Genomic DNA, 25,007 nt, shown 5'->3' with positions numbered 1-25,007 from the left:
AGGATGGCGCGGCGATGCGCCACCCTCGGAGGGGATCAACCGGCGGCAAAATCGCGCAGCACCTGCCCTTCCATACGGTAACGCACCCACTCATCCTGCGGGGCGGCACCGATGCTCAGATAGAAGTCGATCGCCGGCTGGTTCCAGTCCAGCACGCTCCACTCCAGTCGACCGCAGCCGCGCTCTACGGCCAGCTGCGCGATGTGGCGCAGCAGGGTTTTCCCCGCCTTCTGGCCGCGAAAACGCGGGCTGACGTAGAGATCTTCCAGATAAATACCGTTCCTGCCAAGCCAGGTGGAGTAGCTGGTGAAGAACACGGCGTAACCAGCCGCTTCCCCGCCAATTTCACAGATTAGCGCTTCCGACTTGCTGTCGGCGGCAAACAGCGAGGTCTCAATATCGTGCTGGCTGGCGACCACTTCATGCAGCGCTTTTTCGTAGTCGGCCAGCTCGGCGATCATTGCCAGAATCAGCCCGGCATCGTCACGGGTGGCACGGCGGATAACGGTATTCATAGTAACTCCCTGGGGTAACGGTATTTCAGGCGGGCAGCATAGCGGCTGAGAGGGTTGGAATGAAGAGGAATCTGAGCTAATACATCAGAGTGGGCACATCAGGCCGCGTGTGGCGAGCCTGGACGGGCAGGAAGGTGGGCATCAGCGTCAGCTGTATGACGGCAACAGCGCCCGGCAACGTGAAAACGCTGTCGGGCGCTGATTGGGCGGGCCGGGCGGCGCTGCACTCCCCTCGGGAGAGGCAGCATTCGCCCCCCTCTGGCAACACCGCTTAATTCTGCTGAGGTCACTGCAGGCAGGCGGCGTTACTCTGCTGAGGTCAGTGCCGCCTGACGGTTTTCAGCATAGCGGTTAGCGCGCTTCGGCAGGCCAAGGCGGCCGCGCAGCGTGCGGGTGGTGTCGTCAATCTGCCAGTAGCCGCGCGCGGCGAGGATCGGCAGTACGTAGCGGGTGATGTCCTCCAGCGCTTCGTTAAGCACCGGCCCGGCGATGATAAACCCGCTGGCACCGCCCTGCTCCGTCCAGCGAATAAAGGCGTCGGCCACCTGCTCCGCCGTGCCGAAGAACTCGCCCTTCGGCACCGTGGTGCGGTAGGCGACTTCGCGCAGGGTGAGGTTTTCATCGCGCGCCAGCTTCTTAATCTGATCGGTGGTGGAGCGGAAATTGTTCTCGCCGAGACTGCCCAGCTCCGGGAACGGCGCGTCCGGGTCATACTGGCTGAAGTCGTGATGGTCAAAGAAGCGGCCGAGGTAGCTGAGCGCGTCGTCAAGCGACAGCAGCGACAGCAGATAGCGGTACTTCTCTTCGGCCTCGGCCTCGGTGCGGCCGACGATCGGGCTGATGCCGGGGAAGATCCCCGACGCGGCGCGGCCGTGCTGCTCTGCGGCCTGCTGCAGTTTCTGTGCGTACAGCGTCGCTTCTTCCAGCGTACGCGCGTTGGTGAACACCGCATCGGCGGTTTTCGCCGCCAGCGCAATGCCGGTATCCGAGGCGCCGGCCTGGAACACCACCGGCTGCCCCTGGGCGGAACGCTGGATATTCAGCGGGCCGGCCACCGAGAAGTAATCGCCTTTGTGATTCAGCGCGTGCAGCTTCGCCGCGTCAAAGAACACGCCGCTCTCTTTGTTGCGCACGAAGGCGTCATCTTCCCACGAGTCCCACAGCCCCTGCACCACCTGGATATACTCCTCGGCGATCTGGTAGCGTTCGGCGTGCTGCGGGTGGGTTTTACCAAAGTTACGCCCGGAGCCTTCCAGCGGTGAGGTCACCACGTTCCAGCCCGCGCGGCCGCCGCTCAGCAGATCCAGCGAGGCCAGCTGACGCGCCACGGTGAAGGGATCGCTGTAGGAGGTGGAGATGGTGCCGGCCAGGCCAATGCGCGAGGTGATCGCCGTCAGCGAGGAGAGCAGCGCAATCGGCTCAAAGCGGTTCAGGAAGTGCGGCAGCGATTTTTCGTTGATGTGCAGGCCGTCGGCTACAAACAGAAAATCGAAACCGGCAGCTTCGGCGTCTTTCGCCAGCTGCTGGTTCCAGGCAATATTGACGCTGGCGTCCGCCGCCGCGCGATGGTGGCGCCAGGAGTTCATATACCCACCGGCTCCCTGTAACATTAACCCCAGTTTAATCCGGCGTTTGGTCTGGCTCATTGGCTAACTCCCTGATCCTGATAGCGGTAACTGGCTCCAGATTTTCATAAAAACGCCGGGAAATTAAATATCAATATCGGCAATCTATTGCCGGTTTGCGGCTAATACACATCACGCAGGTAGCGTTTCTCCTGCGCCAGCTGCTGCAGCCAGCCGGCGGCCTGCTGTGCATTCATCCCACCGTGCTGGCAGGCGATATCACGCAGTGCCGTCTCAACGTCTTTCGCCATGCGGCTGGCGTCGCCACACAGATACAGTCGTGCGCCCTCCTGCAGCCAGCGCCACAGGTTATCCCCCTCTTCACGCAGCCGGTCCTGCACGTAGATTTTTTGCGGCTGGTCGCGGGAGAACGCGAGGCTCAGCCGGGTCAGCAGCCCGCTGTCGCGCATCGGCTCCAGCTCCTCGCGGTAGTAAAACTCGCTCTGCTGATGCTGCTCGCCGAAGAACAGCCAGTTTTTGCCGCTGTCGCCGCGCAGGCGGCGGTGATGCAGAAAACCGCGAAACGGCGCAATGCCGGTACCGGGGCCGATCATCACCAGCGGCGCGTCGCCCGCTTCCGGCAGCAGGAAGTGACGCGTCGGCTGAACAAAGACCGCCACCGCGTCGCCAGGTGCCAGATCGGCCAGCCACGCCGAAGCCACGCCCTTGCGCTGGCCGTAGCGCACCGTGGCGACGGTCAGCTGGATCTCGCCCGGATGCGCCAGCGGGCTGGAGGCGATCGAGTAAAAGCGCGGCTGCAGCCGCTTCAGGCAGGCCAGCAATGTTGTCGCCTCCCCCCGCCAGCTGAATTCGGCCAGCACGTCGGCCAGCTGGCGCCCCCACAGCCAGCTTTTCAGCGCCTCGCCCTGCGCCAGCCGCTGTTGCAGCGCGCCGTTGCCCGACTGCCCGGCGATCAGGCTTAACGCCTCCCGCGACGGACGGGCGATCTCATAGTGGCGGCTCAATGCGTCACGCAGCGGCATCTCTCCCTGCTCCGCCACGCTGACCGCCTGTTCGCCGTCCAGCCCGGTCAGCGCCAGCAGTTCATCGACCAGCCGCGCACAGTTGCGCGGCCAGACCCCCAGCGCGTCGCCGGGCTGATAGCTCAGCGGCCCGAGACTTAGGCGGATCAGCCGCGTCTCCTTTGCTGATTCGGGCGCGCTGATGCGGGCGTTGTCCAGCAAGGTTGTCGGGTACGGCTGGCTTTTGCTGAAATGAGAAGCAGATGATAAGGCCGGATTTGATGCTGCTAGCGTGAATGCTGCGTGGACGGATGAAATACCGGATGATGCAGCTGCACCGGCTACCGCCGGGGCGGATGATACGCTGCTGACGGAGGGGGTATACACTGCCGGGATGTGAAGACTCAGCAGCGGCAGCAGCTGGTTAAACCAGGCGCTGGCGGGCTGCGCATAGTCGCTGTCGCACTCGCTTAGCGGCAGCAGCGGCGTGGCGGCCAGCTGCGTTAAGCGCGCATCCAGCTGGCGGCCGTGCTGGCAGAAACGATCGAAGCTGCTGTCGCCCAGCGCCAGCACCGCGTAACGCAGCCCGATGAGCGGTTCATCTTGCGCCTGCAGCCGCTGCCAGAACTGCTGACCGTTATCCGGCGCGTCGCCGTCGCCGAAGGTGCTGGTCAGCAGCAGCAGCGTTTCGCCGGCACGCAGACAGTCCGCCGGGGCCTGATCCATCTCGTGCAGCGCCACCGCAAGACCGCCGTCGCGCAGCTGCGCGCTAAAGCTCTCCGCCAGCCCGGCGGCGTTGCCGGTCTGCGAAGCGTAAAGCAGCGTAATGCCGGCGGCCGGTACAGCGTTGCTGGCCACGGACTGCGCGTCAGCAGCACCAGCACCGTTAGTGGTATTAACGGAATCTGCGGGGATGGCAATGCTGGCGACTCTATCTGTGACACTGTCACGATAAATAATCTTCTCCACCCGCTGCAGGCTGACGGCGCAGCATTTCAGCTCCGGCTGCAGCGAGATCGGGTCGACGGCATCGCTGGTCACGGCGTTAATCGCCAGCTGCTCGCCATAGAGATCGTTCCAGTGGAACGGGGCAAAGCAGCAGCCGGGCTGTACGCGATCGCTGACGTTGACCGGCAGCACCGCCTCGCCGCGCCGCGACCGGATGCGCAGCGCATCGCCGTTTTTCAGCGCCAGCCGTGCGGCATCCTGCGGGTTCACCTCAATAAAAGGGCCCGGATTAAGCTTGTTCAGGGTCGCCACCTTGCCGGTTTTGGTCAGGGTGTGCCACTGATGCTGCACGCGGCCGGTATTCAGCAGAAACGGATAGTCGTCGTCGGGCATCTCGGCCGGGTCCTGATGCGGGCGGGCATAAAAGCAGGCGCGGCCGTCGGCGGTGGCAAAGTTCAGGGGCGGCGTGCTGCCGTCTTCTGCCACGCGCAGGGTCTGGCTGATGCCCTGATTCAGGTAGCGCAGCGGATGGCGATCCTGAGGGTCGTCGGGCGGGCACGGCCACTGCAGCGGCTGCTGCCGCAGCCGCGCATAGCTGGCACCGCGCAGATCGTAGCCGGTGGCCGGGTTGTGGAACCGGCGGATCTCATCAAACACCTGCTCCGCGCTCTGGTAGCTGAAGGCGTCGGCAAAGCCCATTTTACAGGCGACGCGGGCAATAATCTGCCAGTCGGGCAACGCCTCGCCGGGCGGTGCCACCGCCTGATGCATCAGCGTCAGGCTGCGTTCGGAGTTGATCATCACCCCTTCCGCTTCGGCGTGCAGCGCGGCGGGCAGCAGAATATCGGCATAGCGGTTGGTTTCGGTATCGAGAAAGGCGTCCTGGGCGATCACCAGCTCGGCCGCCTGCAGCGCCTCAATGACCCGGTCACGGCCGGGCACGCTGGCCACCGGGTTGCTGCAGATAATCCAGCAGGCTTTAATCGCCCCGGCCCGCAGCTGTTCGAACAGCGCGAGGGTGCCACCGCCGCCTTCGCTGCGAAGCGTGCCGGGCGGCAGCCGCCACTGCTGCTCAACAAAGGCGCGATCCTCCGCGTTCAGCGCCGAGCGCTGCCCCGGCAGGCCCGGCCCCATATAGCCCATTTCGCGCCCGCCCATCGCGTTGGGCTGGCCGGTCAGCGAGAACGGCCCGCTGCCGGGGCGGCAGATTTTACCGGTTGCCAGGTGCAGGTTGCACAGTGCGTTGGTGCTCCAGGTGCCGTGGGTGCTCTGGTTAAGGCCCATGGTCCAGCAGCTCATCCATTCGGCGGCCTCGCCTAACCAGCGCGCGGCCAGCTCGATATCGGCCTGCGTCAGTCCGGTGAGCTGCGCCACCCGCCCGGGCGTATAGTCGCTGAGAAAATCGGGCATCGCCTGCCAGCCGCGGGTGAACTGTGCGATAAAGGCTTCGTCGACGGCGGCGTTCTTAACCAGCAGATGCAGCAGCCCGTTAAGCAGCGCCAGATCGCTGCCGGGACGAATCGCCAGGTGCAGATCGGCCTTCTCTGCGGTGGCGGTGCGCCGTGGGTCGACCACGATCAGCTTCGCCCCCTGGCGTACCCGCTCCATCATGCGCATAAACAGGATCGGATGGCAGTCGGCCATATTGGCCCCGGTAACCAGAAACAGATCGGCAAGGCCAAAATCGTCGTAAGAGCCGGGCGGCCCGTCTGACCCCAGCGACAGCCTGTAGCCGCTACCGGCGCTGGCCATACAGAGCCGGGAGTTGGATTCGATATGCTGGCTGCCGATAAAGCCCTTCACCAGTTTGTTAGCGAGGTACTGCGCCTCCAGCGACATCTGGCCGGAGACGTACAGCGCGATGGCGTCCGGCCCGTCCCTGTCGAGGATTGCACGCAGGCGGCCGGCGGTGGCGCTAATCGCCGCGTCCATCGCGGCGGGCAAGGGTTCACGTTGCCGATCCTCGCGCAGCCACGCCCGTTGCATACGCCCGGCGTCGCTGACCGGCAGATGGCTGCTGCTGCCTTTACTGCACAGCTTACCGGCGTTAGCCGGGTGCTGCTTATCGCCGCTGACGCGGGTGATGCATCCCGCCTCCACCTGCATCACAATGCCGCACCCCACGCCGCAGTACGGGCACGCGCTGCGCACCGTCCGGTTATTGCTCATCCCGCCCCCTGAAAACAAAAAAGCGCCGCTTACCCTCCGCCAGGAGAGCAAAACAGCGCCGTTGCAGTGCGGCCACTCACCGTTGAGCGACCTTTATTATCAGGGGTGCAAGAAGCGTACCAGGGGGGCAGCACCTGGCGAAAGCGGATTTCCGGGTGGGGAAGACGGTAAGCTGCACTGGTGCGGGGCAGCTCTGCTTTATAAGGTGGCAGGGTGAGCGTTAACGGCCGGGGCGTGCACTGCCTCTGCCGTCAACAGCCGGTAACTCGCCGCGCGGGATCGTTAAAACGACTGCACGCCTGGCGGAAGACCTGGCGACGCTGCACGCTGAAAAAGTCATTATCCATCACTGCACATCAGCCTTTTTAAGCCGGTACAGAAACCTTTCTGCCCCAGCGGTCGCCGGTCGCGCCCATTCCGCAGTGCTGACTGATGGCTTTCCATCATAAAAGCCGTTTCCGCCCCCCGCTGCGCTGTCTATAGTGAAATATCGCCGCCGCGCAACGGCGCGTACCCGTTGATTACCCTACGAAATAATCAGGAGCTGTCATGTTTCCTTCACACCTGCCTAAAGCCCGCATCCAGGATCCGCACGCCGTACCCGCTCTGCGCTGGGGGATTATTGGCCCCGGCTGGATCGCCGAGCGTTTTGCCAAATCACTGAAAGAGAGTACCGCACAGCAACTGGTGGCCGTGGCTTCGCGTTCTTATGAACGCGCCAGCACCTTTGCCGGCAAAACGGGCATCGCCCAGGCCTTCGGCAGCAGTGACGACCTGCTGGCACAACAGGATATCGATGCGGTTTACATCGCGACGCCCCACAACCACCACTACCCGGATGCGCTCAAAGCCTTACAGGCCGGTAAACACGTGCTGATCGAAAAACCGCTGGCGCTGAACGGGCAGCAGGCGCGCGCGCTGGCCGAACTCAGCCGCGCCAAAGGCCTGCTCTGTATGGAGGCGATGTGGTGCGACTTCCTGCCGAAATATGACGTCATCAGCCAGCTGCTGGAGGACGGCGCGCTGGGCGACCTGCACACCCTGCTGGCCGACCACGGCGAGTATTTCACCCCCGATCACCGTATCTTCAATGCCGACCTCGCCGGCGGCCCGATGATGGATCTCGGCAGCTACCTTATCGGTCTCAGCGTTAAAGTCGCAGGCGCACCCACTACTATCCACGCCGCCGGCCAGTCGGTAGCCGGCGGCCTCAACGGCCAGACCTCAATGCTGCTGACGCACAATAACGGCATGCACTCGGTGCTCAACACCACCCTGTTCAGCAACACCCCCGGTGCCGCCGTTATCGCCGGCCGCGACGCTACCCTGCAAACCGACGGCTGCTTCTACGCCCCTGGCCCGTTCACCCTCACCGCCAGCCAGGGCGGCAAAACCCTCATCTGGGACGAACCACGCAACCGCTACGACCAGCTGTTCCACGAAGCCGTCCACTTCGCCTGGTGCGTCGGTCAGGGCAAAACCGACTCGCCGATCCGCCCGCTGTCACTCTCCATCGCTACCCTCGACGCCATCGACGAAGTGCGCCGCCAGATTGGTCAGGTGTTTAACGAAGAGAAGTGATGCACGCCCCCAATAAAGCGGCATCTGCGAAGAAGTAAGAAGAAAAAAGCCGGACGTTTATCGCCCGGCCCTTTGTTAAACCCGCTCCCAGGCTCAAAAATGCCCAGCCCAAACCACAGCCCATTTTCCGGGAGGGCAGCGGGATGAGCCCGGAGCGGGGTAACCCGCGCAGGGTCGCCCGCTGACAGGCCCGGGGTATCTCGATCAACCAGACAACGTGCCCTAAAACCACCAGCCAAAACCACAGCCCATTTTTCGGGAAGGCAGTGGGATGAGCCCGGAGCGGGGTAACCCGCGCAGGGTCGCCCGCTGACAGGCCCGGGGTATCTCGATCACAAAGACAACGTGCCCCAAAACCACCAGCCAAAACCACAGCCCATTTTTCGGGAGGGCAGCGGGATGAGCCCGGAGCGGGGTAACCCGCGCAGGGGCGCCCGCTGACAGGCCCGGGGTATCTCGATCACAAAGACAACGAGCCCCAAACCACCCAGACAACGTGCCCTAAATCCGCTCAACAGAACAAAAACGCCCCGTCTCCAGCGACTTCACCGCCGCCTCCGCAATCGCCTGCGCCTGCAACCCGTCATGCAACCCCGGCACCTGCACCGACTCGCCGTTCAGCGACCGCACAAACGCATCCAGATGCAGATAATAGGTCTCCTTCACCCGGTTAAACCAGTCCGCATACAGCGCCGGACGGGTAATCCCGCCGGTGGTATACAGCGTCGCCCCCTGCGGACTCTGCGCCGCCGAATCCGCCATCCCCTTATCGCCCAGCACCGTAATCCGCTCATCATAGCCGTAAGCCGTGCGGCGGGTATTATCCAGCTGCGCCAGCGCCCCGCTGGTCAGCTTCATCATCAGCACCGACGTATCCACATCACCAAACCCGGCGATCTCCGGCATCGCCAGCGCCGACCCCAGCGCGCCGATCGTCTCCACCTCCTCTTCCGTCAGCCAGCGCAGCAGATCGAAAAAGTGAATCGCCTGATCGCGCATCTGCCCGCCGGAACTCTGCAGATAGCTCAGCGGCGGCAGCTCGGAGGCGCGGCACACCATCTGAATCAGCTCCGCACGGCCCAGCGTCCCCTGTTTTAAATGCTGCTTAAGCTGATTGTGGCTCGGATCAAAACGGCGGTTAAAGCCAACGGTCACCGGCACGTCATAACGTGCGACTTCATCCACCACGCGACGCGCCTTGCTCAGCGACAGATCGATCGGCTTTTCGCAGTACACCGCCTTGCCCGCCGCCGCCGAGGCCGCCAGAAACTCGGCGTGCGACGGCGTGGAAGTGGCGATCAGTACGCTGTCGATAGCATCATGGTTGATCGCCTCCGCCACGCTACCGGCACGCACGCCATAAAGACTGGCCACCTCTGCCGCCCGCGCCGCATCCCGATCGGCAACCATCACTAGCTCAATATCGGGATGGGACGCCAGATTTTTTGCATGAACCTGACCAATAAAACCGGTACCCAGCAGGGCAAACTTACGCTTCTGTGCCATTGAATGACGCCTTTAAACAGGTGAAAGTTAACGAATCGTTGCCAGGATAACCCCAGTGCCTATACTGGCTGAATCGGGATTTTGATGGGAAGCCATCATGCGGAGAAAACAGTGAAGAAAATCACGCTGGAAGCGCTGGCGAAACAGATTGGCGTGGGCATCGCCACGGTGGATCGGGTGATCAACGAACGCGGCGGCGTCTCACCCGCCACCACCCGCCGGGTGCTGGCGGCGGCGCGTGAGGCCGGTCTGAACCGCCTGCTGCCCGACGCTCATCGCCACCCGTGGCAGGTCGAACTACTGCTGAGCAGCAACGAAGCGTTCTTCTTCGGCCAGCTGAGTGAACACTTCAGCCAGCTGGCCGACCAGATTGGCTACCGCAGCCTGACCCTGCACCGCACGCTGGTGGCAGAAGGCGATCCGCAGCGGCTGGCCGCGCAAATTCTGCGTGCCAGTGAGCAGCGCGACGGCCTGATGATCTTTGCCCATGAACACCCGGCGGTGCTTGCCGCGCTGGCCCGGTGCCGGGAACGCGGCGTGCCGGTGATTACCCTCGCGACCGATCTGCCGGGCGCCTGCCGGCTGTGCCACGTCGGCATTGACCAGCTACAGGCCGGGCGCACCGCCGGGTTGCTGATGGGCAAAATGCTCAGCGGGCCGGGTGAAGTGGTGATTATCAGCGGGCGGATGGATTATCTGGCGCACCGTCAGCGGGTGGAGGGATTCAGCGCGGTGATTACCAGTCAGTTTCCGCAGCTGCGGCTGCACCAGGTGCTGACGGCGATGGACGATCGCCGTGAGATCGGTCGCCAGCTGGAGGCACAGCTCTACCAGAGTCCGACAATCCGCGGCATTTACAACACCGGGCTGGGCAACACGGATATTGGCGAGGCGCTGGCGCGTCACCGGCTGGCAGACGTAGTGTTTATCACCCATGAACTTTATCCAACCACCCGCCGCCTGCTGGCGCAGAACGTGGTAGCGCTGACGCTGGATCAGAACACCCGCGAGCACGCCCAGCGTGCGTTAACGCTGATGCTGAACAGGCTGGAACAGGATGCAAATCCGGATGAGTATCACGACGGAAAAATAGACTTTTTGCTCTACACGCGGGAGAACTGTCAGCCGTAACGGCAGAACTGACCAGCCTGCCACCAACGCAGCATGCTTTAACGATCGGACGATACACTCTGGTCAGCGCCAACTGCTGTAAAGCGCGGATAGACTTCTACATCGCACGGGAAGCCTCATCAGCAGCGCGTGCCATGAAGCGTGGATGTCGTTCGCCTGCGAATCCGCTTAAGCTGGCTCCCTTCGTCGCTGCACTGCACGATAAGATAAAAAAAGGCGACCGCTATGGGTCGCCCTGATCGTACTCTGAAGCGCCGGGCAGATTACATCTGCACCAGGTTTTTGATCTTCACGTCGGCATTAACGTCTGCGTCATAATCGACGCCCGCCAGGCCAAAGCCGAACAGCTGCAGGAACTCGGCCTTGTAGCCGGCGAAGTCGGTCAGCTCGTTCAGGTTCTCGTCGGTGACGGTTGGCCACAGCTGAGACACTTCACCCTGCACGTCCGGCTGCAGCTCTTTGTAGTCGGCGCGCAGGCGGCCAACGTCATCCAGAATCGGCGAGGCGTTGTAGAGGCTGTCTTTAAACAGGCCGTAAACCTGCTCGATGCAGCCTTCGTGGGTGCCCTTCTCTTTCATCACTTTAAACAGCAGCGACAGGTACAGCGGCATCACCGGGATAGCAGAGCTGGCCTGGGTTACGACGGCTTTCAGCACCGAGACGCGGGCGTCGCCGTTGCCGTGGGCGGCCAGGGTGTCACGGATGGTCAGCACGCGCTTGTCCAGATCCTTCTTCGCTTCACCGATCGAGCCGTTCCAGTAGATGTCGTGGGTGATCTGCTCGCCGAGGTAGGTGAAGGCGGTGGTTTTCGCGCCTTCCGCCAGCACGCCGGCTTCCAGCAGCGCGTCGATCCACATCTGCCAGTCTTCGCCGCCCATCACCGCCACGGTACCGGCGATCTCTTCGGCGTTAGCCGGCTCCAGCGCCACTTCGGTGATGGTTTCTTTGTCGGTGTTCAGGCCGCGGGTGACCAGCGGTTTACCGATCGGCTTCAGGGTGGAGTTAAACACTTCACCGGTAACCGGATGGGTACGGCGCGGCGCGGCCAGGCTGTAAACCACCAGGTCAACCTGACCCAGATCCTGCTTAATCAGTTCAATGGTTTTCTGCTTAACCGCGTCTGAGTAGGCGTCGCCGTTAATGCTTTTAGCGTACAGGCCCTTCTCAGTGGCAAACTCTTCAAACGCAGCGGAGTTATACCAGCCGGCGGTGGCAGGTTTGGTCTCTTCACCGGCGCGCTCGAAGAACACGCCCAGCGTGTCGGCGTCGCAGCCAAAGGCCGCAGAGATGCGGGCGGCAAGGCCGTAACCGGTTGAGGCGCCAATCACCAGCACTTTTTTCGGGCCGGAAGCCACCGGGCCCTGCGCAGTGACGTAATCGATCTGTTGTTTGACGTTAGCTTTACAACCTGCCGGATGGGCAGTAACACAGATGAAGCCACGGATACGTGGTTTAATAATCATGTCGACCTCAATAGAGACTTTTTTTATTAAATACAGGCGTCAGGATACCGCTTTCACCGCGCCAGGGCAAAGCGCACATGCGCGAACAGCGGCCCTTAGCCTGCTTTCTGTACAAATAGTGCTTAATCTGCCAGCAGTTTTTCAGCGGCAGCCTGATATTTCGCCATCTCTTCCGCTGGCACCATGCCACCGCCGGTCGCCCACACCAGGTGGGTGGCTCGCGACAACTGCGCTGCGCTGATGCCCTGCGCGGCCAGTTCCTGCGGCTGCGCGCTGATGCGCCACGGCCCGGCCATCCCGGCCAGCGCCGAAGGCTCCAGGCTCAGCCCCTCGTGACACTGTAACAACCCCAGCAGGCGATACATCTCCTCGTCGCTAAGCGTATAGAAGGCGCTGAGCAGGCGCTGCATCGCGCGGCCGACAAAGCCGGAGGCACGGCCGACCGCCAGGCCGTCGGCGGCGGTCAGGTTGTCAATACCGAGATCCTGCACGGAGATTTCATCATGCAGGCCGGTATGCACCCCCAGCAGCATGCAGGGCGAATGGGTCGGTTCGGCAAACACGCAGTGTACGTGGTCGCCAAACGCCAGCTTAAGGCCAAAGGCCACGCCGCCCGGTCCGCCACCGACGCCGCAGGGCAGATAGACAAACAGCGGGTGGTCGGCGTCCACCACGATATTGTGTTCGGCAAACTGCCGCTTCAGCCGTTCGCCGGCCACCGCGTAGCCGAGAAACAGGTTGTGCGAGTTCTCATCATCAATAAAGAAGCAGCGCGGGTCGTCCCCGGCCTGACGCCGCCCTTCCGCCACTGCCACGCCGTAGTCCTGCTCATACTCCACCACCCTGACGCCACGATCGCGCAGCGTCTGCTTCTTCCACGCGCGGGCATCCGCCGACATATGCACCGTCACCTCAAAGCCGAGCTGCGCGCTGATGATGCCGATCGACAGGCCGAGGTTGCCGGTGGAGCCGACCGCGATGCGGTACTGGCTGAAGAAGGCGCGGAAGTCATCACCGGCCAGTTTTGCGTAGTCGTCGCCCTCCTGCAGCAGCCCGGCGGCGATCGCCAGCCGCTCCGCGTGCGCCAGCACCTCATAGATGCCGCCGCGCGCCTTGATCGAGCCGGAGACCGGCAGATGGCTGTCTTTCTTCAGCCACAGCCGCCCCGCCAGCCGCTGCTGGTAGTGCGCCTCCAGCACCGGCTGCAACTGCGTCAGCGGGCAGATCGCTGACTCAATAATCCCCTGGCTGGCGCGCGTCTCCGGAAAGACCTTCATCAGGTACGGCGCAAAGCGGTGCAGCCGCGCGGCTGCATCGGCTACCTGGGCAGCGGTCAGGCCTACGTGCGGGTAGCCGGCCGCCAGCGTACCATAGTCCGGGTTGAACCAGCTAACAGGTTGTAGCGCACAGATCGCATCAAGCAGAGGAAAATTCTGCTTAAGACTTTTGACGTCAAGGGTCATAGACTCTTCTCCTGGCAAAATGGTCATTTTGCGAATTTTTGGGGGTTGCAACCGCGTTACGTGCCGCAACTGGCAAAATTTGATCGCATTCAAAATTCTGAAAAATAAAGGAAAAACCACATCTATGCAGTCTAACTGCATAATTAACGCCTGCCAACGGCTACCACATCGGGCTGACGAGGTTAGCGCGGTATCTATGCACACGGCAGTCACTTTTCTGCACCAATCAGGTGCAATTCACAATAATTTAATAACTTTGAAACTTTTATTTGATGCTAAATTAGCGCTGTCCCAGTGAATTTCGCTGGGCCATCCACGGTTACCAGAAGTTATAACTAAGCATCATCCCGCCGGTCCGGACGGTCGCGGGGCAGGTGCTAACATATTAAAGGTTGGTTATGGAAAAGCTCTCCTACGTATCTGAAGGCAGTAAAACGGCCTGGTCCACCTATCTGCAGCAGATCGACCGCGTTGCCCCCTACCTCGGCGATCTCTCCCGCTGGATCGACACCCTGCGTCATCCGAAGCGCGCGCTGATCGTTGATATCCCGCTGCAGATGGACGACGGCACCATCCGCCACTTCGAAGGCTTCCGCGTGCAGCACAACCTGTCGCGCGGACCGGGCAAAGGCGGCGTGCGCTATCACCCTAACGTCGATCTCAACGAAGTCATGGCGCTTTCGGCCTGGATGACCATCAAGTGTGCGGCGGTCAACCTGCCTTATGGCGGTGCCAAGGGCGGGATCCGCGTCGATCCGCTTAAGCTGTCAGAGGGTGAACTGGAGCGTCTGACCCGCCGCTATACCAGCGAGATTGGCCTGATTATCGGCCCGCAGAAGGATATTCCGGCACCGGACGTCGGCACCAATGGGAAAGTAATGGCGTGGATGATGGACACCTACTCCATGAACAACGGCACCACCGTTACCGGCGTGGTGACCGGTAAGCCGGTACACCTTGGCGGCTCGCTGGGGCGTGAAAAAGCCACCGGGCGCGGCGTGTTTATCACCGGCCGTGAAGTGGCACAGCGCAGCGGTATCGAGCTGGAAGGCGCACGCGTGGCGGTACAGGGCTTTGGTAACGTGGGTAGCGAAGCGGCCCGCCTGTTTGCCGCCGCCGGCGGCCGCGTGGTCGCGGTGCAGGACCACAGCGCCACGCTGTTTAACCCGGCCGGCATCGATCTGGCGGCGCTGAGCGAGTGGAATGCGGCGAACAAGAAAATCGCCGGCTTTAGCGGCGCGGAAGTGATTAGCGACGAGGCGTTCTGGGACGTGGAGATGGACATTCTGATCCCGGCGGCGCTGGAAGGGCAAATCACCCGCCAGCGCGCTGAGAAGCTGAAATGCCGCATCGTGCTCGAAGGTGCCAACGGCCCGACCTACCCTGAAGCCGACGACGTGCTGGCCTCACGCGGCATTACCGTAGTGCCGGACGTGATCTGTAACGCCGGCGGCGTGACCGTTTCGTACTTCGAGTGGGTGCAGGATATGGCCAGCTTCTTCTGGAGCGAGGACGAAATTAACGAGCGCATGGATAAGATCATGACCGAGGCGATGGTTCACGTATGGGATAAAGCGCGGGAAAAAGAGTGCAGCCTGCGCACTTCCGCCTATATCGTGGCCTGTGAACGCATCCTGATGGCGCGTAAAGATCGCGGTATCTATCCGGGCTGATGCCCGACGCGGCGGGCGCAGATGCGCCCGCCCTGCTGCACCATTCAGGCAAATGTCTGACCCGCTAGTCCCGCCCTGCTGCGCTATTCGGGCAAAACCTGATGAGAGTGACCTGCCAGACGCTTCTCACTACAGAGTGCTGCTCTGACAAATCCGCGTTACTGATGCATGCCGGAATGGACGATCGAAAGAGAGTTTTTCTATCAAAAACTATCAGACTGCGCTTTTTACCACTGGAAACCATGACCTTTCTCTAAGAATTAATGTTCCATTTAATTAATAAATGGAATTTAAATTCTTTTGACTCTATTATCAGCAGCACAGCAGGCAAAAATGACGGTTAATCATCAGCGGCTGAGAATTCTGTGATGTTTTTCTATCAGGAAAATGATGGCGGTGTTGAAGCTGTTCAGCAGCACACTTTTGCACCCGGATGGCAAACCCGTCGCGCAGAGCATAATAACCGCGGCGAAGTGAAAAATTGAAGTAGGGTTGGCAGGATGACTGGCAGGCTCCCACGGGAACCTGCCGTTTTTTTTAGCCGTTGTCGGCCGGCAGTACGACAAATTCTGCCTCTGCGGCCGCGTACTGCTGCTGAAACGCCTCGTTTTTTTCCACCAACGTCAGCGCCGCTTCGATTAACTCGTTCTGCACCAGCGTGGTGGCACCATCGCGGGTGGTCCAGTGAATATACATCACGCACAGCGCCGCTACCTGCAGCGCCTCGCCTTCCGCATTGTCACCGTCAAACTGATACTCTTCGCGACACCAGCGATAAACCGCACCGACGAACGGCATCGCGCCGCTCTCATCCAGTGCCGGCAGCGACCGGAACAGCTCAACCATCTCCGGCGTGGCCTGATACTCCTGACGGCCGATAGCGTCCAGCTGGCGGCCGTGCGCGCGCGCCTTGTTGACCTGTTTAGCCTTTAGTTTGGCACGTTTGTTTCGTTTATCCTGTTTGCTGCTCACGAATAGATTCTCAGTTAATTAAATGCGGCGGGCAGCATAGCACAGCGCCCGCCGCAGGTTACATCTTCCCGATCAGCAGTGAGACCAGTCCGGCGGCGATCAGCGGGCCGACCGGCACGCCGCGAAACAGCGAAACGCCGATAATAGTGCCGATCAGCAGGCCGCCGACCACCGTTGGCTGGTTGCTCATCAGCGTGACGCCTTTGCCGCCCACCCAGGAGACAAAAATACCCACCGCGATCGCCAGCAGCGATTTCCAGTGCAGGAACGAGTGCAGCAGCGTGCTGCTGGGCAGGGTGCCGCTGGCCAGCGGCGCCATCACGCCGATGGTCAGAATGATGATGCCGACCGTTACCCCCTGCTTCTCAATCCACGGGAAGGTCTGATTTAACGGCGTTAAGCGGATGGCGACCAGCACCAGCAGCGCGATGGTAACGGTCATGTTGTGGCTGAAATAGCTCAGGGCGGCGAGGAACAGCAGAATAACCAGCGAAAGATCGAACATCAGAATTCCTGAACAGTAACGGGAGTAACAATATGTCAACACAGGATAAACAATTTTGCCGGCCGGCGGGGAGTTTTTTTGCCGCTGGCTACGCCCGCATCAGGCCAGCGCTTCGATCGCGGCCTGCAGCGTTACCTGCGGGCCGGTGAGCACCGCCAGCGTGGTGTTGATGCGTTTTTCCGCCCCGCTCATCGAAGCCTGTGCCAGCACAATGCAGCCGAGCGGGCACTCGGCACGGCCGGTGATATAGTCGGCGATCTGCTGATGATAGCCGTCGGTGTCCCCCTGGTTAAACCACGCCCAGGCGCGCGGCACCAGCTCCACCGCCAGCCGGTCGCCGGGAATAAAGGCGCTGAACAGCCGGGTGGTCGATTCCATCGTCGAACTGGCGGTGCACAGCACCAGGATGTTGCCGTGATAGCGCGACGCCACCTTTGCCAGGGTGGCATCAATGCGCAGCACCGGTTTGCCGAAGTCGACCTGCCAGGCCGCCGCGCCCAGCGTGGTACAGGTGACGATCACCGCATCGGCCTGCTGGCACAGCGCGGCGATGGTTGCGCGGGTGGCGTCGGCAATCTCCGGCGTCAGCCCCTGCTCCGTCTGGGTCTGCGCAAACAGCTCGCTCTCCACCCGGTGCAGCAACTGCACGTCCGGGTAGTCCAGCGCTGCCAGCGCCTGTTCAAATACCGCAGCGTTGCTCTCTGCCGCGTGCAGGCAGGCAATAATGGTCATAACAACATCCTCTTATCGTTAGCATTCGGGGCCATATGACGGCACGGAAACCTGCTGAGCACCGTTCCGTTACTCTTTCAGTCCCCGGTTGACCAGCATCGGTTCGCTCAGGGGTTCGTGGCCGCGCCAGTCGTGCCATAGCTGCTTCAGATCGCTGCTGTTGCCGCGCGACAGGATCAGCTCGCGGAAGCGCTGGCCGTTGGCGCGGGTCAGGCCACCGTGTTCGCTGAACCAGGCGAAACCGTCGTCGGCCAGCATCTGCGTCCACAGATAGGCGTAATAGCCTGCCGCATAACCGCCGCCCCAGATATGCTGGAAGTAGCTGGATCGGTAGCGCGGCGGTACGGCATTCAGCGCGATCTGCTCAGCGGCCAGCGCCTGCTGCTCAAACTCGGCCACCGACGGCGGCGCGTCGTCGGCGTCGAGGCCGTGCCAGTGCTGGTCGAGCAGCGCCGCGGCCAGCAGCTCGCTCATCTCGTAACCCTTGTTGAAGCGGGCGGCGCGTAACATCTTCTCTCGCAGCGCGGCCGGCATCGCGTCGCCGCTCTGATAGTGGCGGGCATAGTTGTCAAACACCGGTGCATCGCTGGCCCAGTGCTCGTAGATCTGTGACGGGAACTCGACAAAATCGCGCGGCGTGTTGGTACCGGAGAGGCTGACATAGCGCTGTTCGGCAAACAGGCCGTGCAGCGCGTGGCCAAATTCATGGAACAGGGTGATCACTTCATCCCACGACAGCAGCGCGGGCTGGCCGTCGGCGGGCCGGGTAAAGTTGCCAACGTTATAGATCACCGGCCGGCTGCCGAGCAGCGTCGACTGCTCAACAAAGTTGCCCATCCAGGCACCACCGCCCTTGTTGTCACGCTTAAACCAGTCGGTATAGAACAGCGCCAGCGGCGTGCCGTCCGCTTCCTGCACCTCGTACACCCGCACGTCCGGGTGGTAAACCGGCAGGTCGGCCCGCGGGCTGAAGCGCAGGCCAAACAGCTGGCTGGCGGCATAAAATGCGCCGTTTTCCAGCACGCCGTTGAGTTCAAAATAAGGCGCGGTCTGCGCGTCGTTTAACGCGTAGTCGCGCTGGCGCACCTGTTCGGCATAAAACGGCCAGTCCGCCGCCGTCAGGATAAAGCCGCCCTGCTGGCCGTCGATCAGCTGCTGGATCGCCTGCGCCTCTTTATTCGCACGCGCGGTGGCCGCCGGCACCAGCTGACGCATAAACGCCAGCGCCGCCTGCGGGGTTTTCGCCATCTGGTCCTGCAGCTGCCAGGCCGCATAGCTGGCGTAACCCAGCAGCTTCGCCTGCTGCGCGCGCACCTGCGCCAGCCGCAGCAGGGTTTCACGGGTGTCGTTCTCGTCGCCCTTCTCGCTGCGCGCCCAGGCCGCGCTGAACAGCGCGTTGCGGGTCTGCCGGTTGCTTAAACGCTGCAGGATCGGCTGCTGGGTGGTGTTCTGCAATACCAGCAGCCACTGATTTTTCAACCCGCGCGCCTCTGCGGCGGCGGCAGCGGCGCTCAGCTGTTCGTCGTTCAGACCGGCCAGCGCGGCGGCATCGCTCACCGCCAGCCCACCGCTTTTGGTGGCGGCCAGCAGGCGGCGGGTAAAGCGGCTGCTCAGGGTCGCCGCCTCCTGGTTCAGCGCCCGCAGCCGGGCCTTATCTGCCGCATTCAGACGCGCGCCGGCCAGCTCGAAACTCTGCCAGGTGACCCCGACCAGACGCAGAGATTCGGCGTCCAGCCCCAGCTGCTGCCGCTGCTGATACACCGCATCCAGCCGGGCGAACAGCGTAGCGTTAAGGCGGATATCGTCGTCGAGCGCCGCCATCAGCGGTGAGATCTCTTCGTCCAGCGCCTGCAACGCGTCGCTGGTATGGGCCGCGGTTATCGCCGTAAATACGTTATACACCCGTCGCAGGGCCTGGCCGCTCTGCTCCAGCGCCTGGTAAGTGTTGGCAAAGGTCGGCGCTGCCGTTTCATGCGCGATGCGCACCACCTCTTCACGCTTCTGCGCGATGGCGGCGAGCAGCGCCGGGCGGTAATGCTCTTCACGAATGCGGTCAAACGGCGGGGCGTCGAAGCTTAAGCCGCTGGCCTGATAAAAGGGGTTGTCCTGAAGCTCGGTCATGATGCGATTCTCCTGTTACGCTTGCTGACACTGTAGCACCTCCTGTGACGCCCGTGACAGACAGATTACCCAACCCGGCCACGCGCTGCGGGCATTGCTCCCTGCGCTGGCTGCACCTCCACGTTATACTGGCAGGAAAATCCAGAGTCAGCCCGTCATACACCCGCATCACGCTGCCAGACGCAGCGGCCGTTGACCCAGGTGGCGGCGATATTGCGATCGTCACCCAGCGTCATCAGTACAAACAGCTGCTCGCGGATATCGCGACTGTTGCCGTGGCGCAGCTGCTGCAGCGGCGTAACGGCCGGATCGATAATCACCAGGTCCGCCTCTTTACCCGCCTCAAAGTTGCCGATGCGGTCATCGAGATCCAGCGCCTGCGCACCGCCGAGCGTGGCGCGGTAGAAGGCTTCAAGGGCAGAGAGCCGGTAGCGCTGCAGCTGGCCTACCTTGTAGGCTTCGCCCATGGTCTGCAGCAGGCTGAAGCTGGTGCCCGCCCCGACGTCGGTGCCCAGCCCCATTTTCACCTGCTTCTGCCAGCAGCGCTGCAGGTCGAACAGGCCGCTGCCGAGAAACAGGTTTGAGGTCGGGCAGAAGGCAATGGCGGAGCCGGTGTGCTGCAGGCAGTCCCACTCCTGCTCCTCAAGGTGCAGGCAGTGGGCAAACAGGCTGCGACGGCCGGTCAGGCGGTAGTGATGGTAAACGTCAAGGTAGCTTTCATGCTGCGGGAACAGTTCGCGCACCCAGGCCACCTCCTGCGGATTTTCGCTGAGATGGGTTTGCAGCCACAGGTCGGGAAACTCCTCGCGCAGCTGCTGCACTTTTTCCAGCAGTTCCGGCGACGAAGTGGGCGCAAATCGCGGGGTCAGCGCGTAGCTCAGGCGGCCGTGGTTGTGCCAGCGTTCAATCAGCTCGCGGGTCTGCCGGTAGCTCTGCTCCGGCGTTTCGGTCAGCGCCGGCGGCGCGTGGCGATCCATCATCACCTTACCGGCGATCAGCCGCATCTGTAGCGCATCCGCGGCGCTGAACAGCGCCTCCACCGATTCCGGGTGCACGGTGCCAAACACCAGCGCGGTGGTGGTGCCGTTGCTCAGCAGCTGCTGCAGAAAAAAGGCCGACATCTGCGCCGCGTGCTGCGGGCAGTGGTACTGGCTCTCCACCGGGAAGGTGTACTGATTCAGCCACTCGAGCAGCTGTTCGCCGTAAGCACCGATCATCTCGGTTTGCGGATAGTGAATATGGGTATCGATAAAGCCCGGCACGATTAAACGGCCGCGGTAGTCAATGGCGTCGCTCTCCGCCCGCAGCAGCTGTCGCCCCTGCTGCCAGTCACAGAGGCCGACGATGATGCCGTCCTGCAGCAGCAGCAGGCCATCCTCAATATAGCGGGCCGCATCCGACAGCTGCTCTGCCGCGGTCACCGGGTGACGGATATCAAAAAAACTGCCGCGCAGCGCCTGAGTGTATGAGGTTGCCATAACGAATCCTTATTGATTGAGTGGTGCCAGACCAGCAACGGTCGTGCTTTTAATAATGCAATAATTGCGCCACATTCCACCTGAGTGGCTGATGCCTGCATGCTGGCGAGCCTTAGCGTTCAAATAACGTCCTCCCTTCGCCACCGGCCCATCCTGGCCTGCCCTCAGGCGTGAGAGCACGGGCTTTAAACGGCTGCCGCCGGGTGGCAAAGGATTGCGTAATTTCTTATTAATCATCCAGATTCGCTACTTATCAGCGTGGCGGTGGAGTGCTATGGTGTCGGGTGAGTATCCTCAATGAACCTGGGTTGGTTAACCCTGAATTACCTGAAGGAATTGTGAGATGATCGTATTTGTTACCGGCGCGACCGCCGGTTTTGGTCAGAGTATTGCCCGCCGTTTTGTCGCTGAAGGCCACAAGGTGATTGCCACCGGCCGCCGCCAGGAGCGCCTGGACGCGCTTAAAGCCGAGCTGGGTGACCGTGTTTATACGCTGGTACTGGACGTGCGCGATCGCGCGGGGATCGATGCGGCGGTGGCCAGCCTGCCGGCGGAGTGGCGGGATATTGATATTCTGGTCAACAACGCCGGGCTGGCGCTGGGCATTGAGCCGGCGCACCGCGCCAGCCTGGAAGACTGGGAAGATATGATCGATACCAATAATAAAGGGCTGGTGTATATGACCCGCGCTATCCTGCCGGCTATGGTAGAGCGCAACGTCGGCCATGTGATCAACATCGGTTCGATCGCCGGCAGCTGGCCTTATCCTGGCGGCAACGTCTACGGCGCGACCAAAGCCTTTGTGCGTCAGTTCAGCTTTAACCTGCGTACCGACCTGCACGGCACCGCGCTGCGCGTCACCGATCTCGAACCCGGCCTGGTGGGCGGCACCGAGTTTTCCAACGTGCGCTTTAAGGGCGACGACTCACGCGCCGAGAGCGTCTATCAGGGTGCCGAAGCGCTGACTCCGGAAGACGTTACCGAGGCCGTCTGGTGGGTGGCTACCCTGCCGAAACACGTCAACATCACCGCGCTGGAGATGATGCCGGTCGGCCAGAGCCAGGCGGGCCTGCGCGTTCACAAGGCATAAACGCCAGACCGCTGTTGCGCCGGGCCGCTCACAGATGGCCCGGCGCGTTAACGATCGACACATCCGTCACGCCGATAACGCATCATCCTGACTTATGCACGGCCCCATCCGGCCACGATAATCAGCATTCCGCAAAACGCGACCGCCGCCCCCGTCCAGTCCCATGCGCTGAGCCTGACCCCATCGACCACCCGCAGCCACAGCAGCGCCGTGACCACGTAAACTCCGCCGTAGGCGGCATACACGCGGCCGCTGGCCGCCGGATGCAGGGTCAGCAGCCAGACAAACATCGCCAGGCTCAGCGCTGCCGGCAACAGCAGCCACGGCGAACCGCCCTTTTTCAGCCACAGCCAGGGCAGAAAACAGCCGATAATTTCGGCCAGCGCGGTGGCGAAAAACAGCAGCGTGGTGGTTAACATCTTTTCATCCTTTTATTCTCACTCAATGCTCAACGGCGATTACGGCTTGCTGGTGGCCGCCTGAAGGCTAATGATATACTGGCGTCATTATTGGTGCAGCCGTTACCGATCGCCCGGCCTGACAGAAAGGAAGACCTATGAAGAGATTGCCCCAACGCCTGACCCGCACCGCCCTGCCTCTGCTGCTGGCAGCGCTGTTCTCCGTGCAGCACGCTGCCCAGGCGCGCACAGACCGCCTGATTATTCAGGACGGCAACAATGCGCTGAGCAATGAGCAGGCACGCCAGGAAAAAGAGCAGTGGGACGACACCCACCGCCTGCGCGGCAAGGTAAATAACCGCGTTGAGAAAGAGTTTGATAAGGCCGATCGCGCCTTCGACACCCGCGATAACTGTGAGAAAAGCCTTAACGTTAACGCCTACTGGGAGCCGAACACCCTGCGCTGCCTCGACCGCCGCAGCGGCCGCCCGGTGGCTCCGTAAACAGGAAAATGCGGCTGATTAGCCGTGCCGGCCTGCAGACCTGCTGATTTGACATATAATTAGCGCTGATTCAACGCATAAGGATGAAATGATGAAAGGTTTTAAGTGGATGTTAACCGCACTGATCGTCGCCACCCCGCTGGCGGCTCAGGCATCATGCGAATCGGTCAAAGCGGATATCAATCAGAAAATTATTAACAACGGCGTGCCGGCGTCAGGCTTCACGCTGGACGTGGTGCCGAACGATCAGGCGGACCAGGCAGGCGGCCAGGTGGTTGGACACTGCGAAAATGATTCGCAGAAGATTGTCTATAAGCGCAGCGGCAACGACGGCGACAGCAATGTGCCGGCCTCGGCGGGATCGTCGCAGGACGCGCCTGCACAGTAAGCGATAATGGCTTTAAATGAGGCGGCCTGATGCCGGTCACTTAAGGTGACCGGCATTTTTTTTGTTAACGGGAATTCAGTGGTGCAGTTTCTGCGCCGGCACCAGTCTGGAGATCAGCAGGCTGGCGCAGGCAATTACCAGCGAAACGGCAAACACCCAGTGCAGCGAATGGGCGATTTCCGCCAGCATCTGCTGCAGCCCTCCTTCGGTCAGCCGTTCACGCTGCGGGTGCGACATAATCTGTTGCACCGGATCGCGGTAGTCAGGTAGCCGGAGCAGCAGGTTGTAGTTCAGTACCGCGCCCATCACCGCGGTGCCCAGCGCCGAGCCGAGCATGCGGCTGAACATAATAGACGCGGTGCAGATGCCACGAATTGAGAACTCTGCATTGTTCTGCACCGCCAGTAAGAAGGTGGTGCTGGTCATGCCCATTCCGGTGCCGATGACGAAGGCAGACAGCCCGGCGTACCAGATCGGGCTGCCGAGGTGCAGCGCCAGCAGCATCGCGGTGCCGGCGATCAGCAGCAGCGATCCCAGCAGCGCGGTAAACCGGTAGGAACTCCACTGCATCAGCCGCCCGCTCAGCGTGCTGGCCAGCGGCCAGCCGATCGACATCATCGCCAGCGCACTGCCCGCCTGCAGCGGCGTGCCGCCGTTAACGCCCTGGATCCAGGTAGGCAAAAACGCGCTGATGCCCATCATTGCCGCGCCGATCGCCAGGTTACCGAGGTTGCCGGCCAGCAGCGGGCGGCTGCGCCAGATCACCGGCGGGAACAGCGGCTCGCTGGCCGTGCGCTCATGCAGCAGCAGGCGGGATCCGGCGACCACGGCCAGCGCCAGCAGCAGCAGGCTCCAGTAGCCGAGGCTTTCTGCCTGCAGCAGCGCGGCCAGTAAGGCGCTGACCGCCAGCATTAACCAGACGCTCCCCGCTACGCGGATGCGCTGGCCGCGCGCCGACGGGCTTTCGCTGAAGAACCGCGCCAGCAGCAGCATCGAGATAATACCCACCGGCACGTTGACCCAGAAGATCAGCGCCCAGTTAAAGTGCTGCACCAGCCAGGCCCCGGTCAGCGGGCCGACGATGGCCGCCACGCCCCACACGCTGGAGAGCCAGCCCTGTACCCCGGCGCGCTCTTTCGGCGAGTAGATATCGGCGACGATGGTTGAGGTCAGCGGCATAATCGCCCCGGCCCCCAGCCCCTGAAACGCGCGAAACAGGATCAGCCAGCCCATATGGCTGGCAAACCCGCACAGCACCGAGCCAAGCAGGAACAGCCCGGTGCCGATAAAGAACACTTTCTTACGCCCCCACAGATCCGCCAGCCGGCCGTAGATCGGTACGGTCACCGCCTGGGTCAGCAGGTAAATCGAGAATACCCAGCCAAACTGCGAGAAGCCGCCGAGATCGGCAATAATGGTCGGCATCGCCGTGGCGACGATGGTCACTTCGATTGCCGCCATAAACATCGCCAGCATGCAGGCGATCAGTACCCAGTGACGGTGCGTCACGGTATGTGCAGTGGTGTCTGTCATATCATCCCTTTTTAACGTCTTCTGACAGTGTGCATCATTTTTTGCCGGTCAGTTTCCCGTCTGTGCGGATTTTTTGCAACGGCGTACGCAAACCGGCAAGGAATTATGATCTTAAAGGCGTTACACCAGCGGGCCGCACCGTTTAAGCCTTGCCGGTCGCAGGGAATACACGCCGTCGCGCGTGCGCGTTCAGGCTCACCGCAGAGAGGAGATCAACAGAGTTCAGCGCGCATTAGCGACGGCACAGGCAG

20 protein-coding genes are annotated in these 25,007 nt (G+C 61.9%); 6 read left to right on the top strand and 14 right to left on the bottom strand.

Going from position 1 to position 25,007, the window contains the following annotated elements:
- Positions 1–35: 35 nt before the first annotated feature.
- From GKQ23_RS11785 to GKQ23_RS11775, 3 genes are all read right to left on the bottom strand, one after another.
- Positions 36–515, bottom strand: a complete 480-nt coding sequence (locus GKQ23_RS11785; RefSeq protein WP_212411268.1) for a GNAT family N-acetyltransferase — start codon at positions 513–515, stop codon at positions 36–38.
- A gap of 305 nt (positions 516–820) precedes the next feature.
- Positions 821–2,161: an LLM class flavin-dependent oxidoreductase gene (locus tag GKQ23_RS11780; protein WP_212411266.1), complete on the bottom strand. Its 1,341-nt coding sequence runs from the start codon at positions 2,159–2,161 to the stop codon at positions 821–823.
- Positions 2,162–2,262: 101 nt separating this feature from the next.
- The gene (locus tag GKQ23_RS11775) at positions 2,263–6,219 is read right to left on the bottom strand and encodes a bifunctional nitrate reductase/sulfite reductase flavoprotein subunit alpha (RefSeq protein ID WP_212411264.1); all 3,957 of its coding nucleotides are present in this window, start codon (positions 6,217–6,219) and stop codon (positions 2,263–2,265) included.
- 549 nt (positions 6,220–6,768) lie between these two features.
- Between GKQ23_RS11775 and GKQ23_RS11770 the strand changes: the two genes are divergently transcribed.
- Positions 6,769–7,800, top strand: coding sequence for a Gfo/Idh/MocA family protein (locus GKQ23_RS11770; protein ID WP_212411262.1), 1,032 nt, complete (start codon positions 6,769–6,771; stop codon positions 7,798–7,800).
- Positions 7,801–8,301: 501 nt separating this feature from the next.
- Here the strand turns inward: GKQ23_RS11770 and GKQ23_RS11765 are convergent.
- Positions 8,302–9,306 (bottom strand): Gfo/Idh/MocA family oxidoreductase, encoded by a 1,005-nt coding sequence (locus GKQ23_RS11765; protein WP_212411260.1) that lies wholly within the window; start codon positions 9,304–9,306, stop codon positions 8,302–8,304.
- A 111-nt stretch (positions 9,307–9,417) separates the two neighbouring features.
- Here GKQ23_RS11765 and GKQ23_RS11760 point away from each other — a divergent pair, with 111 nt between their 5' ends.
- Complete coding sequence (locus tag GKQ23_RS11760) at positions 9,418–10,437, top strand: LacI family DNA-binding transcriptional regulator (protein WP_212411258.1); 1,020 nt, start codon at positions 9,418–9,420, stop codon at positions 10,435–10,437.
- Between the two features lie 263 nt (positions 10,438–10,700).
- On the opposite strand, the gene fabV is transcribed toward GKQ23_RS11760, so the two are convergent.
- A complete protein-coding gene (fabV, locus tag GKQ23_RS11755; RefSeq protein WP_056241437.1) occupies positions 10,701–11,900 on the bottom strand; it encodes an enoyl-ACP reductase FabV in 1,200 nt (399 codons plus the stop codon).
- Positions 11,901–12,022: 122 nt separating this feature from the next.
- On the bottom strand, positions 12,023–13,363 hold the full coding sequence (locus GKQ23_RS11750) for a D-serine ammonia-lyase (protein WP_212411256.1): 1,341 nt from the start codon (positions 13,361–13,363) through the stop codon (positions 12,023–12,025).
- A gap of 398 nt (positions 13,364–13,761) precedes the next feature.
- On the opposite strand from GKQ23_RS11750, the gene GKQ23_RS11745 reads away from it, so the two are divergent.
- Entirely contained in the window at positions 13,762–15,036 is a 1,275-nt protein-coding gene (locus GKQ23_RS11745) for a Glu/Leu/Phe/Val dehydrogenase (RefSeq protein ID WP_212411254.1), read from the top strand.
- 537 nt (positions 15,037–15,573) lie between these two features.
- On the opposite strand, the gene GKQ23_RS11740 is transcribed toward GKQ23_RS11745, so the two are convergent.
- The 6 genes from GKQ23_RS11740 to GKQ23_RS11715 form a co-directional block, all read right to left on the bottom strand.
- The gene (locus GKQ23_RS11740) at positions 15,574–16,008 is read right to left on the bottom strand and encodes a hypothetical protein (protein ID WP_056241447.1); all 435 of its coding nucleotides are present in this window, start codon (positions 16,006–16,008) and stop codon (positions 15,574–15,576) included.
- A gap of 58 nt (positions 16,009–16,066) precedes the next feature.
- Positions 16,067–16,513, bottom strand: coding sequence for a DUF441 domain-containing protein (locus GKQ23_RS11735; protein ID WP_056241449.1), 447 nt, complete (start codon positions 16,511–16,513; stop codon positions 16,067–16,069).
- 99 nt (positions 16,514–16,612) lie between these two features.
- Positions 16,613–17,245, bottom strand: a complete 633-nt coding sequence (locus GKQ23_RS11730) for an aspartate/glutamate racemase family protein (RefSeq protein WP_212411252.1) — start codon at positions 17,243–17,245, stop codon at positions 16,613–16,615.
- A gap of 69 nt (positions 17,246–17,314) precedes the next feature.
- A complete protein-coding gene (gene dcp / locus GKQ23_RS11725; RefSeq protein ID WP_212411250.1) occupies positions 17,315–19,366 on the bottom strand; it encodes a peptidyl-dipeptidase Dcp in 2,052 nt (683 codons plus the stop codon).
- Between the two features lie 155 nt (positions 19,367–19,521).
- A complete protein-coding gene (gene guaD / locus GKQ23_RS11720; protein ID WP_212411248.1) occupies positions 19,522–20,844 on the bottom strand; it encodes a guanine deaminase in 1,323 nt (440 codons plus the stop codon).
- 9 nt (positions 20,845–20,853) lie between these two features.
- Positions 20,854–21,081 carry a hypothetical protein gene (locus tag GKQ23_RS11715; protein WP_212411246.1) on the bottom strand — a complete coding sequence of 76 codons (228 nt, stop codon included), beginning with the start codon at positions 21,079–21,081 and terminating at the stop codon, positions 20,854–20,856.
- A 106-nt stretch (positions 21,082–21,187) separates the two neighbouring features.
- Here GKQ23_RS11715 and ydfG point away from each other — a divergent pair, with 106 nt between their 5' ends.
- Positions 21,188–21,934 (top strand): bifunctional NADP-dependent 3-hydroxy acid dehydrogenase/3-hydroxypropionate dehydrogenase YdfG, encoded by a 747-nt coding sequence (gene ydfG, locus GKQ23_RS11710; RefSeq protein WP_212411244.1) that lies wholly within the window; start codon positions 21,188–21,190, stop codon positions 21,932–21,934.
- 92 nt (positions 21,935–22,026) lie between these two features.
- Here ydfG and GKQ23_RS11705 read toward each other — a convergent pair whose 3' ends face one another.
- Positions 22,027–22,353, bottom strand: a complete 327-nt coding sequence (locus tag GKQ23_RS11705) for a YnfA family protein (RefSeq protein WP_056241464.1) — start codon at positions 22,351–22,353, stop codon at positions 22,027–22,029.
- Positions 22,354–22,490: 137 nt separating this feature from the next.
- On the opposite strand from GKQ23_RS11705, the gene GKQ23_RS11700 reads away from it, so the two are divergent.
- Positions 22,491–22,835 carry a DUF1283 family protein gene (locus GKQ23_RS11700; RefSeq protein WP_212411242.1) on the top strand — a complete coding sequence of 115 codons (345 nt, stop codon included), beginning with the start codon at positions 22,491–22,493 and terminating at the stop codon, positions 22,833–22,835.
- A gap of 88 nt (positions 22,836–22,923) precedes the next feature.
- Positions 22,924–23,223 (top strand): DUF1161 domain-containing protein, encoded by a 300-nt coding sequence (locus GKQ23_RS11695; RefSeq protein WP_369814408.1) that lies wholly within the window; start codon positions 22,924–22,926, stop codon positions 23,221–23,223.
- Positions 23,224–23,298: 75 nt separating this feature from the next.
- On the opposite strand, the gene GKQ23_RS11690 is transcribed toward GKQ23_RS11695, so the two are convergent.
- Entirely contained in the window at positions 23,299–24,756 is a 1,458-nt protein-coding gene (locus GKQ23_RS11690) for an MDR family MFS transporter (RefSeq protein ID WP_212411240.1), read from the bottom strand.
- Positions 24,757–25,007: the final 251 nt, after the last annotated feature.

Source organism: Erwinia sp. E602 (assembly GCF_018141005.1).
In the GTDB taxonomy this organism is placed as follows: Bacteria; Pseudomonadota; Gammaproteobacteria; order Enterobacterales; family Enterobacteriaceae; genus Erwinia.
The sequence above is the reverse complement of the archived record's forward strand: the minus strand, read 5'-3'. Positions and strand labels throughout refer to the sequence as shown.

Excerpts from the sequence above, each read along its gene's own strand:
- GKQ23_RS11775 (WP_212411264.1), bottom strand. The coding sequence starts at position 6,219 with ATGAGCAATAACCGGACGGTGCGCAGCGCGTGCCCGTACTGCGGCGTG.
- GKQ23_RS11745 (WP_212411254.1), top strand. The coding sequence starts at position 13,762 with ATGGAAAAGCTCTCCTACGTATCTGAAGGCAGTAAAACGGCCTGGTCC.
- GKQ23_RS11730 (WP_212411252.1), bottom strand. The coding sequence starts at position 17,245 with ATGACCATTATTGCCTGCCTGCACGCGGCAGAGAGCAACGCTGCGGTA.
- GKQ23_RS11780 (WP_212411266.1), bottom strand. The coding sequence starts at position 2,161 with ATGAGCCAGACCAAACGCCGGATTAAACTGGGGTTAATGTTACAGGGA.
- GKQ23_RS11715 (WP_212411246.1), bottom strand. The coding sequence starts at position 21,081 with ATGATTAATAAGAAATTACGCAATCCTTTGCCACCCGGCGGCAGCCGT.
- GKQ23_RS11765 (WP_212411260.1), bottom strand. The coding sequence starts at position 9,306 with ATGGCACAGAAGCGTAAGTTTGCCCTGCTGGGTACCGGTTTTATTGGT.
- dcp (WP_212411250.1), bottom strand. The coding sequence starts at position 19,366 with ATGACCGAGCTTCAGGACAACCCCTTTTATCAGGCCAGCGGCTTAAGC.
- fabV (WP_056241437.1), bottom strand. The coding sequence starts at position 11,900 with ATGATTATTAAACCACGTATCCGTGGCTTCATCTGTGTTACTGCCCAT.
- GKQ23_RS11695 (WP_369814408.1), top strand. The coding sequence starts at position 22,924 with ATGATGAAAGGTTTTAAGTGGATGTTAACCGCACTGATCGTCGCCACC.
- GKQ23_RS11770 (WP_212411262.1), top strand. The coding sequence starts at position 6,769 with ATGTTTCCTTCACACCTGCCTAAAGCCCGCATCCAGGATCCGCACGCC.
- GKQ23_RS11705 (WP_056241464.1), bottom strand. The coding sequence starts at position 22,353 with ATGTTAACCACCACGCTGCTGTTTTTCGCCACCGCGCTGGCCGAAATT.
- GKQ23_RS11690 (WP_212411240.1), bottom strand. The coding sequence starts at position 24,756 with ATGACAGACACCACTGCACATACCGTGACGCACCGTCACTGGGTACTG.
- GKQ23_RS11750 (WP_212411256.1), bottom strand. The coding sequence starts at position 13,363 with ATGACCCTTGACGTCAAAAGTCTTAAGCAGAATTTTCCTCTGCTTGAT.
- GKQ23_RS11735 (WP_056241449.1), bottom strand. The coding sequence starts at position 16,513 with ATGTTCGATCTTTCGCTGGTTATTCTGCTGTTCCTCGCCGCCCTGAGC.
- GKQ23_RS11700 (WP_212411242.1), top strand. The coding sequence starts at position 22,491 with ATGAAGAGATTGCCCCAACGCCTGACCCGCACCGCCCTGCCTCTGCTG.
- ydfG (WP_212411244.1), top strand. The coding sequence starts at position 21,188 with ATGATCGTATTTGTTACCGGCGCGACCGCCGGTTTTGGTCAGAGTATT.
- guaD (WP_212411248.1), bottom strand. The coding sequence starts at position 20,844 with ATGGCAACCTCATACACTCAGGCGCTGCGCGGCAGTTTTTTTGATATC.
- GKQ23_RS11785 (WP_212411268.1), bottom strand. The coding sequence starts at position 515 with ATGAATACCGTTATCCGCCGTGCCACCCGTGACGATGCCGGGCTGATT.